This window comes from Helicobacter pylori (assembly GCF_015904775.1).
GTDB classification, from domain to species: domain Bacteria; phylum Campylobacterota; class Campylobacteria; order Campylobacterales; family Helicobacteraceae; genus Helicobacter; species Helicobacter pylori_DM.
Genome location: NZ_JADZNC010000013.1, coordinates 1 through 14,900 on the forward strand (window position 1 = coordinate 1; position 14,900 = coordinate 14,900).

The 14,900-nt window shown below is 35.0% G+C and carries 16 protein-coding genes and 1 pseudogene; 5 read left to right on the plus strand and 12 right to left on the minus strand.

Going from position 1 to position 14,900, the window contains the following annotated elements:
- From I6852_RS06390 to cagV, 4 genes and pseudogenes are all read right to left on the minus strand, one after another.
- Positions 1 to 582 (minus strand): annotated as a pseudogene (locus tag I6852_RS06390) (cag pathogenicity island protein); the annotation flags it as partial.
- Between the two features lie 14 nt (positions 583 to 596).
- The gene (gene cagX, locus I6852_RS06395) at positions 597 to 2,165 is read right to left on the minus strand and encodes a type IV secretion system apparatus protein CagX (protein WP_197291831.1); all 1,569 of its coding nucleotides are present in this window, start codon (positions 2,163 to 2,165) and stop codon (positions 597 to 599) included.
- A 51-nt stretch (positions 2,166 to 2,216) separates the two neighbouring features.
- Positions 2,217 to 3,824: a cag pathogenicity island VirB6 family T4SS protein CagW gene (gene cagW / locus I6852_RS06400; protein WP_197291832.1), complete on the minus strand. Its 1,608-nt coding sequence runs from the start codon at positions 3,822 to 3,824 to the stop codon at positions 2,217 to 2,219.
- A gap of 4 nt (positions 3,825 to 3,828) precedes the next feature.
- Positions 3,829 to 4,587 carry a cag pathogenicity island type IV secretion system protein CagV gene (gene cagV, locus I6852_RS06405; RefSeq protein ID WP_079374337.1) on the minus strand — a complete coding sequence of 253 codons (759 nt, stop codon included), beginning with the start codon at positions 4,585 to 4,587 and terminating at the stop codon, positions 3,829 to 3,831.
- 380 nt (positions 4,588 to 4,967) lie between these two features.
- Here cagV and cagU point away from each other — a divergent pair, with 380 nt between their 5' ends.
- Positions 4,968 to 5,624 (plus strand): cag pathogenicity island translocation protein CagU, encoded by a 657-nt coding sequence (cagU, locus tag I6852_RS06410; RefSeq protein ID WP_001925951.1) that lies wholly within the window; start codon positions 4,968 to 4,970, stop codon positions 5,622 to 5,624.
- 35 nt (positions 5,625 to 5,659) lie between these two features.
- The gene (cagT, locus tag I6852_RS06415) at positions 5,660 to 6,502 is read left to right on the plus strand and encodes a type IV secretion system apparatus protein CagT (RefSeq protein ID WP_150245032.1); all 843 of its coding nucleotides are present in this window, start codon (positions 5,660 to 5,662) and stop codon (positions 6,500 to 6,502) included.
- A 199-nt stretch (positions 6,503 to 6,701) separates the two neighbouring features.
- Here cagT and cagS read toward each other — a convergent pair whose 3' ends face one another.
- From cagS to cagP, 4 genes are all read right to left on the minus strand, one after another.
- The gene (cagS, locus tag I6852_RS06420) at positions 6,702 to 7,301 is read right to left on the minus strand and encodes a cag pathogenicity island protein CagS (protein WP_197291833.1); all 600 of its coding nucleotides are present in this window, start codon (positions 7,299 to 7,301) and stop codon (positions 6,702 to 6,704) included.
- A 425-nt stretch (positions 7,302 to 7,726) separates the two neighbouring features.
- A complete protein-coding gene (cagQ, locus tag I6852_RS06425; protein ID WP_077387071.1) occupies positions 7,727 to 8,107 on the minus strand; it encodes a cag pathogenicity island type IV secretion system protein CagQ in 381 nt (126 codons plus the stop codon).
- Entirely contained in the window at positions 8,044 to 8,223 is a 180-nt protein-coding gene (locus I6852_RS08035; protein WP_078296781.1) for a hypothetical protein, read from the minus strand. The genes cagQ and I6852_RS08035 overlap by 64 nt, the downstream gene beginning before the upstream one ends.
- A 310-nt stretch (positions 8,224 to 8,533) precedes the next feature.
- Positions 8,534 to 8,878, minus strand: a complete 345-nt coding sequence (gene cagP, locus I6852_RS06430) for a cag pathogenicity island protein CagP (protein ID WP_000828387.1) — start codon at positions 8,876 to 8,878, stop codon at positions 8,534 to 8,536.
- 434 nt (positions 8,879 to 9,312) lie between these two features.
- Between cagP and cagM the strand changes: the two genes are divergently transcribed.
- Positions 9,313 to 10,443 carry a type IV secretion system apparatus protein CagM gene (gene cagM, locus I6852_RS06435; RefSeq protein ID WP_150199571.1) on the plus strand — a complete coding sequence of 377 codons (1,131 nt, stop codon included), beginning with the start codon at positions 9,313 to 9,315 and terminating at the stop codon, positions 10,441 to 10,443.
- 14 nt (positions 10,444 to 10,457) lie between these two features.
- Positions 10,458 to 11,378, plus strand: a complete 921-nt coding sequence (cagN, locus tag I6852_RS06440) for a cag pathogenicity island type IV secretion system protein CagN (protein WP_197291834.1) — start codon at positions 10,458 to 10,460, stop codon at positions 11,376 to 11,378.
- Positions 11,379 to 11,458: 80 nt separating this feature from the next.
- Here cagN and cagL read toward each other — a convergent pair whose 3' ends face one another.
- Genes cagL through I6852_RS06455 form a run of 3 tightly spaced genes read right to left on the minus strand, consistent with a single transcriptional unit; the run spans position 11,459 to position 14,269 of the window.
- Positions 11,459 to 12,172 (minus strand): cag pathogenicity island VirB5 family T4SS-associated adhesin CagL, encoded by a 714-nt coding sequence (gene cagL / locus I6852_RS06445; protein WP_165525738.1) that lies wholly within the window; start codon positions 12,170 to 12,172, stop codon positions 11,459 to 11,461.
- The gene (cagI, locus tag I6852_RS06450; protein WP_197291835.1) at positions 12,169 to 13,314 is read right to left on the minus strand and encodes a cag pathogenicity island type IV secretion system translocation protein CagI; all 1,146 of its coding nucleotides are present in this window, start codon (positions 13,312 to 13,314) and stop codon (positions 12,169 to 12,171) included. Before cagI ends, cagL begins: the two co-directional genes overlap by 4 nt.
- 10 nt (positions 13,315 to 13,324) lie before the next feature.
- The gene (locus tag I6852_RS06455) at positions 13,325 to 14,269 is read right to left on the minus strand and encodes a hypothetical protein (RefSeq protein WP_033601444.1); all 945 of its coding nucleotides are present in this window, start codon (positions 14,267 to 14,269) and stop codon (positions 13,325 to 13,327) included.
- Between I6852_RS06455 and I6852_RS08225 the strand changes: the two genes are divergently transcribed.
- Positions 14,256 to 14,453 (plus strand): hypothetical protein, encoded by a 198-nt coding sequence (locus tag I6852_RS08225; protein WP_001865862.1) that lies wholly within the window; start codon positions 14,256 to 14,258, stop codon positions 14,451 to 14,453. The two genes, I6852_RS06455 and I6852_RS08225, sit on opposite strands and share 14 nt — an antisense overlap.
- Here the strand turns inward: I6852_RS08225 and cagG are convergent, their stop codons facing one another.
- Positions 14,454 to 14,882 carry a cag pathogenicity island type IV secretion system translocation protein CagG gene (cagG, locus tag I6852_RS06460; RefSeq protein ID WP_197291836.1) on the minus strand — a complete coding sequence of 143 codons (429 nt, stop codon included), beginning with the start codon at positions 14,880 to 14,882 and terminating at the stop codon, positions 14,454 to 14,456. It abuts the gene before it with no gap.
- Between the last annotated feature and the right edge of the window lie 18 nt (positions 14,883 to 14,900).

Below are 14,900 nucleotides of genomic sequence, written 5' to 3' on the forward strand. Positions count from 1 at the left end.
GGTTTCTTCTAGCTTGTCTTCATCAAAATTGCTCTTAGTTTCTGTGGGGTTGTCAAGATGATTGTCTGAGCTTTCTTTGGATTCTTTTAAAAGATCTTCAAAATGATTGACCTCTGTTGCTTCTTCACTGGATAAATCTTGGGGTGAATCTTGTTGGGTTTTTTTAGAAGTTTCATCATCAATTAAGCCCGTTTGAGTTTCTTCTTGATACCCATTATTTTCTTGATCGTCTTCTTCGTTCAGTTCTTGGGTTTCTTCATCTAAACTCTTTTGCTGAGTGAAAGGTCTTTTATCATCAACTAATTTTCTGGCTTTCTTGAATAACTTGTCTGCTAGACTGCCATTGCTAGATTCTGAAGTTTCATTACCTCCAGAATCTATTTGAGTTTGGGTTTCTTCTAGCTTGTCTTCATCAAAATTGCTCTTAGTTTCTGTGGGGTTGTCAAGATGATTGTCTGAGCTTTCTTCTTTTAAAGAATCTTCAAAATGATTGGCTTCTGTTGCTTCTTCATTAGATGAATCTTTGGGTGAATCTTGTTGGGCTTTTTTAGAAGTTTCAAGTTTATCGTTTTCTTCATTCATGTCTTAACGCCTTTTTATTTATCTCTGACAAGAGGGAGCTTTTTAATCACACGCTCCAATTCACCATAATTTTTGATATTGTAATTTTTTGTCAATGGATTTTTCCCATAGCCTTTATTGATCACTGTTACAAGGGCTTTGTCTTTAATGAGCTTAAACTTTTCTGCAATTTCATTAACTCTATACCATCTCAATCCTGAATTGGTCATGTTAGGATCAATGGCAGCATCAGTCATGCTCAATTTCCCATCAGGTTGAACCACAAAAATAGCAGGTTGGAGAGTGATGTTTTTGAAACCAAAATAAGTGAATGTGCCATCATCAAAAATTTCAGAGGGCATAATATGTTTAGAGCGTTTTTCAGGCGCTTGGTAGTAATTGTAGTTTCTAGGCACAGGGTTTCTTTTTAACGCATTATGCACATATTGAGTCTCTAGCGCCTTTGCTTGATCTAAGATAATTTTTTGTTTTTCTTCTCTTATTTTTTCTTTGTTGATAATCTGTTCATTGCTCGCCATCATTACTCTATTAATGTAGGCTGTGGTGTTAAGATTTTCTTGCTTGATCAATTCTCTCTGCCTCTTTGCTTCTTCCCTCTTTTTTAGCTCCTCTTCAATAACGCTAGAAACTTCGTGTCTTTGTGGGTATTCTAATTTGACTGTTAGATACGCTGAAGCAAAATTGTCTTTTTGGGCTATTCTCAAAATGAATTGATACAAGGCTTTATTAGTCCGCACAACAAGATTAGTTCTCCAAGCGCTATCGCTAGGAGATAATTCTATGGAGTTATCCTCAGGGCTTTTTTGAGGCTTATCTGTCTTAATACTGATTTTATCCTTGGCTCTTTGCTTGATTGTCTCTTCAGCTTGTTTCTTGTTGAGTTCTTCAATTTGTTTGAGTGCATTAGCTTGAGCCTGCTCTTGCATGTCCTCTAGTCGTTCCATTTGGTCTAATTCATTTTCTCGTTGTTGCTTGATCAATTCGCTAAGATTTTTGTTATTGCTCAAATTTTGTGGGTTACTCATAGCGTTAGTGAGATTTTCTAAATTGGCTCTATTTTTTGCACGCTCTTCTTTTCTTTTTTCTCTTTTATCTTTTTGCGCTTTTTGCGCTTGTTCTTTAGCTTCTTTTTCTTTTTCTAGAGCTTTTTTTTGTTCTTCTAATTCTTTAGGGTCAGGCGTATCTACGATAAGTTTTTTTGTTTTTAAAAATTCTTGGTAATCTCTTGTCATTAGGGCAAAATTCACTGCTTCTTTTTCAAACATGAGATTACTTTTTACCGATTTAGGTTGAATGAATATATGATTAGAATTAGGCACAATACTCCAACCTTTATTGAAACCTGTTGTGATGTAAGAAATAGTTTCATCTTTTTCAAGTTGAATCACAGTAACATTGTCTAATGAAGTCCAAATCGTGATAGGTTTTTCATCTCCCAAATAAGCAATCTTCTTATTCACCACTTTCACCCTGCCACGATTAAAATTTTTAATGTCAGGTGCTGCTGCTTCTATTACGCTAGATAAAAATAAATAACCAAGACAGAAACAGCCAACAATTTTTTTAAAAAATGCCTGCTCCATCAACAATTCCTCTTAAAAAATATTTGTAATTTTAACACAAGAATATAGCGGCTAGCCTTTAAACATAGATCCACCAACTCTTCCTACCATTAAGGCATCTCTTTCTCTATCCATCCTGCTGCCATCCATAGAGACAGAGCTGAAAATGGTATTAACGATCGCATTGACACTCTCAATAATCGTCTCTATGAAACCTTTTAAAATAAATAGAGTGATCAAACTCGCAATAGTTGAATCGATACCTAGTCCCCCTTGATTGATGTTTTGTATAGCAACAGAGGGCGTTATGGTCAAATTGAATGCCAATAATGCCAAAACACCAAAGAGCAAAATAGGAATAGCTAGAACCAAGATAAACAAATTATTAATAAACCATATCAATATGTTTTTCATAGAATCTTTGAACCAATCTAGCACGATCAAACATACCGCAATAGGGAACACAATACCGCTAAAAGCCCCCGCTATCAAAGGTTTCACAACCACAGTGCTTATTCTCATAATGATAGTTACTTGCATAAAAATGGCGAATAAAGAAATACCTGCCACTTGCAAGCCTTGTAACAAACTAGGAGCGTTGTTACCAACATTAGAAAAAACAGCTCTTACCGCAGGTAAAATTGAATTAACAGTGTAATTCAGCACTAAATCTAAAGCCCAAAAAAGAACTTGATTCAGCCCAAAAGCACCTGCTAAACCAAAATAAATAGAATAAGAGATTTTATAAAGATAACCAAAACCTGCATAGGCGATAAAAGAGACCATCGCCATTTTGAATAATGTCCCCCCAACAAATCGCATGTATTCAAAACCTATGTTAATCTGAATGTTACTTGAAATATCTCTCAATTTCATAAAAGAAATGAAAACAAAAATCCCAAAAACAATATAAATTAGGTAAGAAACAAAATCAAGATATGACCCTTGCCCTATGATAATATCAGGCAGATTGACTACACCATAGGCAGGAAGAACAGCAGCGTCCGCTCCTTTGACAACAGATTCTAATGCGGCAAAAGCAAGCATGGCTGTAGTGTTGTTTTGCAGTTTATTTGCAGTGAATTCTTTACCGATCAGCCAAATTAAACCATCAGCTGTAATATTAGTAGAAGCTTGAGCGGTTATTGAGCCAATTATTTGCAAAAGAATATTGCCTTTCACATTGTCCTCAACACCGCCTTTGGTAAAATTCTGAATCTTGTTGCTCAAATTGTCTAGCACGCTATCCATGGATACATCTATGTTTTTATTTACCAATGCGTTCCAACCAAAATTACAGCCACTTGATGGCGTTAGAGCAAAACCTTGTATAGCTGTAGCAACACTTGCCCACGCCGATCCCCATAAAGGACCTAAAGTGTTCAAATATTTCACCAGATTGCTAGCGGCTAAACTTGTGGCTAATGGTGTGCTAAGCGCTTCGATCACACCCTGTCCTGAACTCTTTCCACTCCCTGATGCACCAATAGATGTATAGCCTGTCAAAATATCTGCAAAACTTTTGTTGGTTAAAACATAACTCGGTATCAGCATGCAATAAACTGTTTGGTAAATTTTGAGATTTGAAACAATGGGCAAATCAATAGCTTTCAACCAATTAGGAACAATGAGAAAAAAACTCATGATCGTTATTAAAAAAGTCCTTTTAAGATTAAACATGCTCTTATTTCTCTAATGTCTTATTTTTCACTTCCACTTCTTTAATCTTTCTCAAAATTTCGCTTACTGTCTGTTCGTTTTGTAAATCCGTGATTTGAATGTCAAACACTTTGAAGCCAAAAGGATTGATGATAAGATTTTCTTGAGAAGAGTTACCTCTAGCAAAATCATAATAAATAGTTACTTGTTTTTTAGTGATATATTCATAATTTTCCATCGTATCGGGTGTGATTTTGATGGTAATGAAAAATGTTAATCTCGTTAAGGGACTATTTTTGACTTTTTCTCTTTGTATGTTAGAGCTAATGATAGCTTCTGCTCGGACTTTATCTACGAATTGTCTGATATTTTCATTGAACATTCTCATTGCTTGGGTTTGGAAACTCACATCGCAATATTGCATCAGTTGATCCTTGCGATCCCTCAAAGAATTTTTGCTATAACCAAACAGCAATGAAACAAATTTTGAAGTTGCGCTATCCACAACAGCTTCAGAATTGACAATTTGCCTAGCATCGGATCGTTTGACAATTTTAAATTCTCCTGTGTATCGATCAATGCCATAAACAAATATATCCGTTTTCTTCAAAGGCATCATCATCACAATACTCGTTACAGCGGCGACATTGAGTGCCATAGAGAGATAAAAAGCCCTTTTGAAAGTCCTATTGGCCTTATTGAGTTTTGCCAATCTATCAAGGGCTATCACACCCCCAACCAAATTTTCATCAATCAAGACTTCTTCGTTTTTTTTCCCTAACATGCGACAACTTTATTGTTTAATTATTGGTTTGTTGGTTGTAAAACTTGAGAGATTTTTCATTAAAAACTCCTTAAAATAACACTAATTATAGCAAAATTTCTGTAAAAACTATGTATTTGAAAAACCTTTAACAAAAACCTTTTTGGATAAGGCATTGAACAAAGATTCCTTGATAATCAATGTAAGCAGCGAATTGTTTCAAACAAGAAGCAAGATGAAACACGATGCAACTCAAAAAGTAAGAGCGATGAGCAAACAGTCGTAACTCAGTGATGAAATTTTAGAAGCACTTAATTCAAAGAGATGAGACAATCGCAACTCAGAGAGAGAATGGTATAATATCAAAATAAGTTCTCAATTTAATTCTTGAAAGGAGTTTCATGAACGATACAACAGAGCATCATGGATCCAATCCGCTAAACGCCCCACCACCTAGCAACTCACAGAGCAACGATCTCTTAAATTTGCTAGACTCGTTATATCCCAAAGGGAGTTTAGGGGAACAAAGATTTCACGAAGCTTTAAAGAATCAAGAAGAGTTGAAAAATATCCTAATAGAAATAGAAAAGCTACCGCAAGAAAAAAGGTATGAACTTCTGATGCAGATAGGACAAGCCAAACAGAGAATAATGGAAGCATACGCTCATTCATTCTTAGGATATATAGGGGGACTAGAGCATCTGTTAGGATTGTGTATGGGTGGGATATTTGTTTTGTTTGCAATCTATTTTGTATTTTTAAGAACTAGCAAAAACACAGAGCTAGTGGAAAGTCTAAAAACAAAATTAAAACTTCAGTATTTTTACTATGCTTTCGGTGTGGGTGCGGTTTTGTTTTTTGGATTAGAAACAATTAGATCGATTTATGAACTATATATCTTAGGAATTGGTAGCACTAACGATAAGGTACTTTTTGTTTTGAAAAACATTTGCTTTATAGGTATGGGCTATTTGATTTATAAAGTTATTAAGGTTATTGGTATAAAAAATTTTATCAATGGTCTTTTCACTTCAAAGAAACAAGGCGGTGCAGAATGAAACTAATGAAACGAGAGCGATAAGGAGAAACAACAATGAAACTGAGAGCAAGTGTTTTAATCGGTGCGACAATTCTGTGCTTAATTTTAAGCGCGTGCAGTAACTATGCGAAAAAAGTGGTGAAACAAAAGAACCATGTTTATACGCCTGTGTATAATGAACTGATAGAAAAGTATAGTGAGATCCCCTTAAATGACAAACTCAAAGACACACCATTCATGGTGCAAGTGAAGTTGCCAAATTACAAGGACTATTTGTTGGATAATAAACAAGTTGTACTAACTTTCAAACTTGTTCATCATTCTAAAAAGATTACGCTCATAGGCGATGCCAATAAGATCCTTCAATACAAGAATTACTTCCAAGCTAATGGAGCAAGATCTGACATTGATTTTTACTTGCAGCCTACTTTGAATCAAAAAGGTGTGGTGATGATAGCGAGTAACTACAATGATAATCCTAACAACAAAGAACAACCACAGACCTTTGATGTGTTGCAAGGGAGTCAGCCAATGCTAGGAGCTAACACAAAAAACTTGCATGGCTATGATGTGAGTGGAGCAAACAACAAGCAAGTGATCAATGAAGTGGCAAGAGAAAAAGCTCAGCTAGAAAAAATCAATCAGTATTACAAAACTCTCTTACAAGACAAGGAACAAGAATATACCACTAGGAAAAATAACCAACGAGAAATTTTAGAAACATTGAGTAATCGTGCAGGTTATCAAATGAGGCAGAATGTGATTAGTTCTGAGATTTTTAAGAATGGCAACTTGAACATGCAAGCCAGAGAGGAAGAAGTTAGGGAGAAGCTGCAAGAAGAAAGAGAGAATGAATACTTACGCAATCAAATCAGAAGTTTGCTCAGTGGTAAGTGATTGAAAGAAAAGGAGAAAATAGATTTTTCTAAGGGTAGAGAGCAACGCCAATGGGCGTTAGCCTTACTTGATAGGTAAGGCGATTAGGTAGGTAATCTTTTTAAAGCTCATCATTTTTTAATTCTGTCTCTGCCCAAGACAAATATTTTTCAAACTGAATTTTGTTAGTTACACCGAGATTTTTTGTTCGTTTTCCACATCAAGCATTTTGCACTCCTTTTTCTTCCATGTATTTTTCAAGATCAAATTTCATCAGCAAATCCCTAACATAGTCGTTATATTGTTCAATGGTTTTTAGATTAGCATAGAAATTCATTTCTTCATCTGTCATCACAAACAATTTCAATAGTGGGAGCTTAGTATCATACAATTCTATTTGCGAGTCCATTTCTCTAATACTCATCTTGAACATGATGGGCTTACTGAAGAAAGGCAGAAATATTCCAAGAATTGATCGATCAAATTTAGAGAATAAGAAATTAGGATTCTCTGCAATCGCATGCAACAGCTCCATAGTCTCACTCTCAAGCAATCGATAAACCTTTTTAAACTTATCAACACCAATGCTTTTGATAACAGCGCGATAATCTTTCATGTAATTTCTTAGAACCTTATCTAACGCTCCCTTGTTTGTATGCATCTGCTTGAAAAAATCATGCATGGTTTTTATTTGATCTATGATTTTCTTTTTTTCATCAGTGTTTAAAAGTTCGTTCTCCTGCAAACTCTCAATAAGTTTTTCTTTCTTATCTTTTGAGTCAGCAATCATTGAGAAGAGTTTTCGCATGTTATTACTCATATCGTTCTTGATCCCTTCAATGGATTTTGTTTCTCTTTAGATTGTTCAAATCGTAAAGTTTTATATTAAAATTATACAATATCTGTTGTGTGAAAATTTCAGAGCGGTCATAATTCAAAGAGCAAGAAACCATTTTTTAACCATAAGATATTGTTTCAATCACTCTTATATCTATTTTTCAAAACCTACAAAAAACGCTTTCACAAATAGCCCTAAAAACCGATTTAAAAAAGTTTTAATGTTAAAGCAAGATAAGTTGTAAGAATGCGTTACAACTAAAATAAAGAGTCAAGATAACTCATTTTCAAAAAGGAGTCTTAAGTAATAAAATCATAATGTTCAGCTAGTAATCTATTGCCTTGTTGATCAAACAAAGCTCTGCGTGAAAGATGAAAAAATTTCATCTTTAGATAGTTAATACACCACTAGAGTCTTACTTGAGAGACACTCATTTTATTAGTGGTTTTGTCTGATTTGTTGCTACCAAAACCATTACCAACCAAAGCAGATCCCATGTTTTTGATACTATCGAATCCATTCTTCAGCACTTCTGCCATAAAATTCTTGATATTGTCCATAGGCAAGTTAAATTTTTTCCCTAATGCTTCATTAAGTCCCATCATTAACATCAGAAAGAACAAAAAATTTAATATCATAGAAAACAAATCACTGGATAAACCTGTAAAAAGATTTGTTCCGCCACCCAACAAAGAAGCTAAAATTTTTCCCATGATCAGTCCTTTTATTTTTGGTTGTGTAAGTTCTTGCTTGTTCGGATCTCTAATGCGTGTTTTAGTAGGAAGCATTTCACAATAGCATACCTAAAACTACTAAGAAAATTCTTGAATCTAAGATTACTCATGAAATCAAGCGGTAAGCAACCACCAATCGCAAACAAATCAAATATTTTGCCACCAAACAAGCCATATCCTTTTTGTTTTTATCTCCTAATTATAGCAAATTTTTCTCAATATTAATTTGGAAAACCACCACCATATCAAAAACAAATTACTAACACACTAGATGCAGAATTATTTTTAAAAAACGCTCCTTTAAATTTAAAATCATGGGGTTTTAGGATTTGAATACCAAAAATAGATTGGTTTTTTCAAATAAGTTAGCTTTGGGTATGCACTTAAAAAGATTTTAGTTTTTAGTCAGTAAGGTTTTATGCTAATGTTTGGAAATAAAGAAATTTCTCTAAATCAAGTCTTGAGAAATTTTTGAACGAATCATAAGAACCAATTTTGCCATTGAGTCATAAGCATGATTAGCTTCATTGTGAAATTTGCGTGGCTTAGGAGATAGTATTTGCTTATTATGCTGAGAGAAACGAGTAGCAAAAGATAAGTAGTGTAATAAAAAAAGCTAGGTTTTATTATAAGAGCAAACAAGAATAATATTGGATAAACTAAAATCACCCCTGCCCCATAAGAAAAAAGCGCTATTAAAAAACCTATAACGATAGAACTGATATTGAACAGCCTATAATAAAGGCTGTACTTATCTAAATGTTTGTTGAAAGAATGTTTGAATTGTAAAAAGTTTTGTTTCAATTTGCTAATCGGTCGTTTCATTTTGGTTTTGAAAGAACTAGTTCAAGGCGGTGAACCTATAAAGGAGCAAAGGAGCATAGGAAATAATAAGTATTTTACAAAACCACCTTAATCTAGCTCAAAATCCCAAAGAATACCCTACTATGCTGATACTAACATGTGATATAACACAAACCAACGATTTGTTTATTTAATGTCAAACAAAGAACAGAAAAAACCTATCAAGGAATAAAGGAGTTTCTATCCAAAAAACACAAGCCCATTGTATAAAAATAACCTTAAGAGAAACTTAAAAAATACCAACAAGCCACATATGAGCAAGCAAAACATAACACTATAAGACCTAGATTTTACTTACCTTTTGGATATGGAAAAATTTTAATCCATAGTTTTGTGGAAATTGTGGTAGAATATATTGATATTTTTTGAAAATTTAAGGTTACAAAAACTATAAGATGCTTGCAAAAATCGTTTTTAGCTCGTTGGTTGTGTTTGGAGTTTTGTCGGCTAATGTGGAGCAGTTTGGTTCATTTTTCAACGAGATAAAAAAAGAACAAGAAGAAGTGGCTGCAAAAGAAGACGCTCTTAAGGCTCGCAAGAAGCTCTTAAACAATACGCATGATTTCTTAGAAGACTTGGTTTTTAGAAAACAAAAAATCAAAGAGCTTGTGGATTACAGAGCTAAAGTTCTTTTAGATTTAGAAAACAAATACAAAAAAGAAAAAGAGGCTCTAGAGAAAGAGACAAGAGGTAAAATCCTTACTGCTAAGTCAAAGGCTTATGGTGATCTAGAGCAAGCCTTAAAAGATAACCCTCTCTATAAGAAACTTCTTCCTAACCCTTATGCCTATGTTTTAAACCAAGAAACATTCACCAAAGAAGATAAGGAGCGTTTGAGTTATTACTACCCCCAGGTGAAAACGAGCAGTATTTTTAAAAAAACTACCGCTACCACTAAAGATAAGGCTCAGGCTTTGCTTCAAATGGGTGTGTTTTCTTTAGATGAAGAACAAAACAAAAAAGCGAGCCGATTAGCTTTATCTTACAAGCAAGCGATTGAAGAATATTCCAATAACATTTCTAATCTATTGAGCAGGAAAGAATTGGATAATATAGATTATTACTTGCAGCTTGAAAGAAACAAATTTGACTCCAAAGCAAAAGATATTGCTCAAAAAGCCACCAACACGCTTATTTTTAACTCGGAACGCTTAGCGTTTAGCATGGCAATTGATAAGATCAATGAGAAATACTTAAGGGGCTATGAGGCTTTTTCTAACTTGTTGAAAAATGTCAAAGATGATGTGGAATTGAATACTCTGACTAAAAATTTTACCAATCAAAAATTGAGTTTCGCACAAAAACAAAAATTGTGTTTGTTGGTTTTAGACAGCTTCAATTTTGATACCCAATCCAAAAAATCTATATTAAAAAAGACTAATGAATACAATATTTTCGTAGATAGCGATCCTATGATGAGCGACAAAACAACTATGCAAAAAGAACACTACAAGATATTTAATTTCTTCAAAACAGTGGTTTCTGCATACCGAAACAATGTTGCCAAGAATAATCCCTTTGAATAGGAAAGGAGACACTCTTGAAAAGCATCTTCAAAAAACTAGGTTCTGTCGCTCTTTATTCTTTAGTTGTTTATGGGGGCTTAAACGCTATCAATACAGCATTGTTACCGAGTGAATACAAAAAATTGGTGGCTTTAGGCTTTAAAAAAATCAAAACACTCTATCAAAGACATGACGACAAAGAAGTTACAAAAGAGGAAAAAGAATTCGCCACTAACGCTTTGAGGGAAAAATTACGAAATGATAGGGCGAGAGCAGAGCAAATTCAAAAGAATATTGAAGCGTTTGAAAAAAAGAACAACTCTTCTGTTCAAAAAAAAGCGGCTAAGCACAAAGGATTACAAGAATTAAACGAAATTAACGCTAACCCTTTGAATGACAACCCTAATAGCAATTCTTCCACTGAAACCAAATCTAATAAAGATGATAACTTTGATGAGATGATCAATAAGGTGAATGAAGCTTTTGTAAAACCTGCTGCTCCGCTTGTGCCTGATGAGTGGAGAACGCCTGAAATTGAAATCATTATCAATGAGTGTATTATTTCAAGCAACGATTATGATGGGTTAAGAAAGTGTTTGATCAAAGACATCAAGGATCAAAAAATTCTTGCCCCCTTATTAGAAAAAATTCAAGAAATAGAGACAGAAAATAACAAGTTTTCTAGACAACACTTGAGTGGTTTAAAACTCGCTCTTAATAACAGCAACAATAGAACCTTTCTTATAGCTTCGTGTGCTATTTGTGAGAATAGAAAAAAAGAAATGGAGCAAGAAAATAACTACCAAGATACTACAAATGCAAGTGAGTTTGGAGCTACTGATACAAAAGAAAATGAAGCAAAAGATGCAACATTCTCAAACAATCGCTCTAAATCCGAACTGCCCAATAGCGTCATTAATCAAATAGAACAAAGCATCGCTCATGGAAAAAAATAGCGATCCAAATTATTAGCTCAAAAAACAACTAGAGAAACAAATTCCAAAAATGAGAAATCATAGCTTGTCATCTCAGAAAATCATTTGACAATGATCTTACTTGATTGCCTTTCTTGTAGGTATTGTCGCTTGCTTTGTTCTAGGGATCTTTCTAATGCGTCCAACTCCTCTAAATAATTTAAAAAGACCTTGTTGTGAGCTAACATAAGCTTTCTGATTCCTTTGATGAAATTTTTATTCTTTAGGCTTTCTACAAGCGTCTGTGAAGCAGTGATTAAAGAAGCTGTACCTCCAATGTTGCTCTGATACGTCTTTAGGGAAGTTTCTAAACGCTCTCTTATATTTTGTTTTTCTTGCTCGATTTTCAGCTTCCCCTCACAATAAAGAACTAAAATTTTATCGGATATTCCGCATTGCTGCTCAGCAGTCTTTTGGTCTAAGGGATTGATTTTCATATAGGTTAATAAAAGTTCAGGGCTAGACATATAAGTCTTAAAAATCACATCTTCTGAGATGAAAAATAACTCATTCGCTTCAAAATTGGCTTTCAATAACGCTAAATCTCCTCTCAAAGCCATGGCCGCTTTTTTGATGTTTAGAGCATCTTCTTCACCCATTTTATCATTAGCGCTAGGGCTAGTGGTTGAAAAAATCTCATCTAAGTTTTTGAGCGCTTGTTGGTTGGTCTCTTGGTAGGTGCTATCCAGTTGCTTTAAGCCGCTTGTTATATCTTCTGCCATCAAAACAGACAATAGCAAAAAAGAAAATAGGGTATTTTTCACGAGTGTTTTCATTTGACAATAACTTTAGAGTTAGCAATGTTTCTTGCTGTCGTTTCTCTCTCTAATTTCAGTTGTTCTTCCCAAAGATCGGCTTTTTTTTCAAGATTTTCTATATAGTTTAAATGATTTTCTGCGTTTAAGATAGCAGCTTCTATGAGTGCGTTCAAATCTACTGATCCTTTTAAGGTTTTGATTTCTCCATTGATCCCATTCAAATAAGCGATATTTTGAAAATCTGCATTACTCAGTTTATTTTGAATAAGGGCTACAATCATTCTGTAATTCTGAATAACCTGTTCCATAAGGCATGCTGAAATTTTTAGCCCATCAAGATAGGGGCATTTTGTGGGCGCTAGAGTGAATGTTTCAATGATTCCAAATGGTGCGCCCATGCTTGAAAAAAAACTAAGAGCAGGTGCATAGATGGCGCTTTGAAACAAAGCCTGACCTGTTAAGGAATTATAGTCAATAAGGGTCGCTTTTTGCATAGCCTCTTTCAACCATGTTTCAAAACCTTTTAAGGTTTCTTCAAACGCCTTGATACCAATCGTATTGTAAGCGATGTATTTAGCGTTATCAGAAGAACTTCCTAAAGCTTGAGAAAGCATTTCCATTTGTGTTTTTAGAGTAACGCTCGGTTCAAAGCTGTTTTTTAACGCTTCTAAGAGAGCGTTTTGCTGGTTCATTTTGAGCTTGATTATTTCGTTATTTTTTTGGAGCGCGATTTGCATGTTTTGGATTTCTGTTTGGGTATTAATTTTTTGTTTTTCCACGATCATTTTGACATTCCCCCCCAATGCACTAAGCGTGCTTGAATACCCTTCCATGACGCCAAGCAAGATGTCTGAACCTGCAAAAAACCCCCCTGTCATGCCATTGACACCATTAATAACGCCATTAGCCCCTTTTAACATAGCGCTCATGGTTGCAAGCTGAGTTCTCAATTCTCCCTCTATTTGCGCTTGAATGGCTTTTTCTTTGGCATTAGATTGAGCCTCTATGGCTTTTAATTCGGCTTGAGCGGTTTTTTGTTTGGCTTGTGCATCCGCTTGAATGGCTTTTAAGGCAGGTTCAAGCGTCATTACTACCTCTGCACCATTCAGAGACAAACCACAAAAAGTCAAGAAAGAAAATATGTTTAAAAAACATTTCACATCTCTTTCCTCACTTCACGATTATTTTAGTTTGCACCCTTTCTGTTAAGTAGCTATCTTTTTGCCCCTTAAGCTTGTCTTTGATGTAATCAAGATAAGTCAAATGCGATTTCAAAAAAGATTTATTCGCTACTATATTGTAATTATATAGCGAGCTTATGTTAGAAATCGCTTGAGTGTCATAGGTGCTAGTAGCTAATCCTGATTGATTAAGTATCATTTGAGAAGCGTTCTGCAACAAATTGGTATTGTTTTTCACAAATTCTATATAGTATTCTCTCAAAATTTCTGCTACTTTTTCAGCATAGCAATAAACGGCAAGAACCTTGTCCCCAATAGGGCATGCAGGGGTGGTCATAGGATTAACGCCTGAAGTTAGGGCATTAGTGGCTAACGCTTGGTATTTGGCATAAACAGTGGGCATAGAAACACTCATGGGCGTCATAGAAATTTGCATGCAACTAAAAAACACTTTTGATGAGCCAACAAGCGCACCTAAAGCGGTACAGCTATCAAGGGAATCGGCTGTATCATTCATTGAGCTGTTACTTGCTTGAGAACGCAGTTGTTCTTGTAGAGCTAGGGCGTATTTTGGTGCTGCGCTTGTAATATTGCCTAAGATACCGCTCATCATTTCAACCGTTGTTGGCACGCTAGGAACAGCGATTTGATTCGTCGCATAAGCTTCAATAGCGCTAGGATTTTTAGGGGTGGTGTTACTCGCTAAAATGCTTGCAATCTGACTATTAACAGCACTAATTTGCGCACCTTGCGTGTTGCCTTGCGCATTAAATTCCCCTGTTAATTTGCTAATATTTAAGATATTGTTCCCAACAGCCATGCTTTGATCGTTAAAACCCTGATACAATTGGTTGTATTGTTGGTTAGCGGCTTTCATAGGCATGCTTACGGCTTCAGCGATGCTCTGATTGTATTGAGTCATGATAGCGGTCATTTGCGGATTAGTAAATCCCACAACAATAGGAATAATCGCTGCTGTCATAGCACCCGCTACTATTCCTGCAAATGGCCCTGCAACACCACTTGTGCTTGAGATGATTGAGGAAATTTCCGATAAGAATCCTGCAGAAGATGATTCATATATAGCTTGTGTACCTGCCATGTTAATACCCCCCTAGTTAATACCCTAAGATCGGTGGTAAAAACGATGAATCTGAGTATGTTGGCGCATAGCCATACATGAAAGGATTGTTTGGACCGTAATCGCCCATCATTTGGCTCATGAGAAGATTTTGAATGCCCCACATCGCATTGATACCTAGATTATCATTAGGTTGGAAACTCCCTAAACTTATGTCGTCAAACTTGATATTAACATTCTTATCATTATAGTCATTGAGTATGGCCACTTTTTGCTCTAGGGTTTCTTTAGGGATCTCTATTTTTAGCTGATCTCTAGAAACAAGCCCTACGCTATTTAGCGCCATATCTTCAGGACTAATATCTTTTATATCAGTGTTTTGGTCAGCGTTAAGCGGAGCGCTAAACATGCCAATGATAAGACACCAAGCAAATAGTAATTTAATTTTATAAAAATTCGTTTTCATACTTTTAACTCCTTTATT

What these genes read in the sequence shown, in the direction of transcription:
- cagS (WP_197291833.1), bottom strand. Translation starts at nt 7,301, where the DNA reads ATGAGTAATAACATGCGAAAACTCTTCTCAATGATTGCTGACTCAAAA.
- cagG (WP_197291836.1), bottom strand. Translation starts at nt 14,882, where the DNA reads ATGAAAACGAATTTTTATAAAATTAAATTACTATTTGCTTGGTGTCTT.
- cagM (WP_150199571.1), top strand. Translation starts at nt 9,313, where the DNA reads ATGCTTGCAAAAATCGTTTTTAGCTCGTTGGTTGTGTTTGGAGTTTTG.
- cagW (WP_197291832.1), bottom strand. Translation starts at nt 3,824, where the DNA reads ATGTTTAATCTTAAAAGGACTTTTTTAATAACGATCATGAGTTTTTTT.
- cagP (WP_000828387.1), bottom strand. Translation starts at nt 8,878, where the DNA reads ATGAAACGACCGATTAGCAAATTGAAACAAAACTTTTTACAATTCAAA.
- cagU (WP_001925951.1), top strand. Translation starts at nt 4,968, where the DNA reads ATGAACGATACAACAGAGCATCATGGATCCAATCCGCTAAACGCCCCA.
- I6852_RS06455 (WP_033601444.1), bottom strand. Translation starts at nt 14,269, where the DNA reads ATGACCGCTATCATGACTCAATACAATCAGAGCATCGCTGAAGCCGTA.
- I6852_RS08225 (WP_001865862.1), top strand. Translation starts at nt 14,256, where the DNA reads ATGATAGCGGTCATTTGCGGATTAGTAAATCCCACAACAATAGGAATA.
- cagQ (WP_077387071.1), bottom strand. Translation starts at nt 8,107, where the DNA reads ATGCTTCCTACTAAAACACGCATTAGAGATCCGAACAAGCAAGAACTT.
- cagT (WP_150245032.1), top strand. Translation starts at nt 5,660, where the DNA reads ATGAAACTGAGAGCAAGTGTTTTAATCGGTGCGACAATTCTGTGCTTA.
- cagX (WP_197291831.1), bottom strand. Translation starts at nt 2,165, where the DNA reads ATGGAGCAGGCATTTTTTAAAAAAATTGTTGGCTGTTTCTGTCTTGGT.
- cagV (WP_079374337.1), bottom strand. Translation starts at nt 4,587, where the DNA reads ATGTTAGGGAAAAAAAACGAAGAAGTCTTGATTGATGAAAATTTGGTT.
- cagL (WP_165525738.1), bottom strand. Translation starts at nt 12,172, where the DNA reads ATGAAAACACTCGTGAAAAATACCCTATTTTCTTTTTTGCTATTGTCT.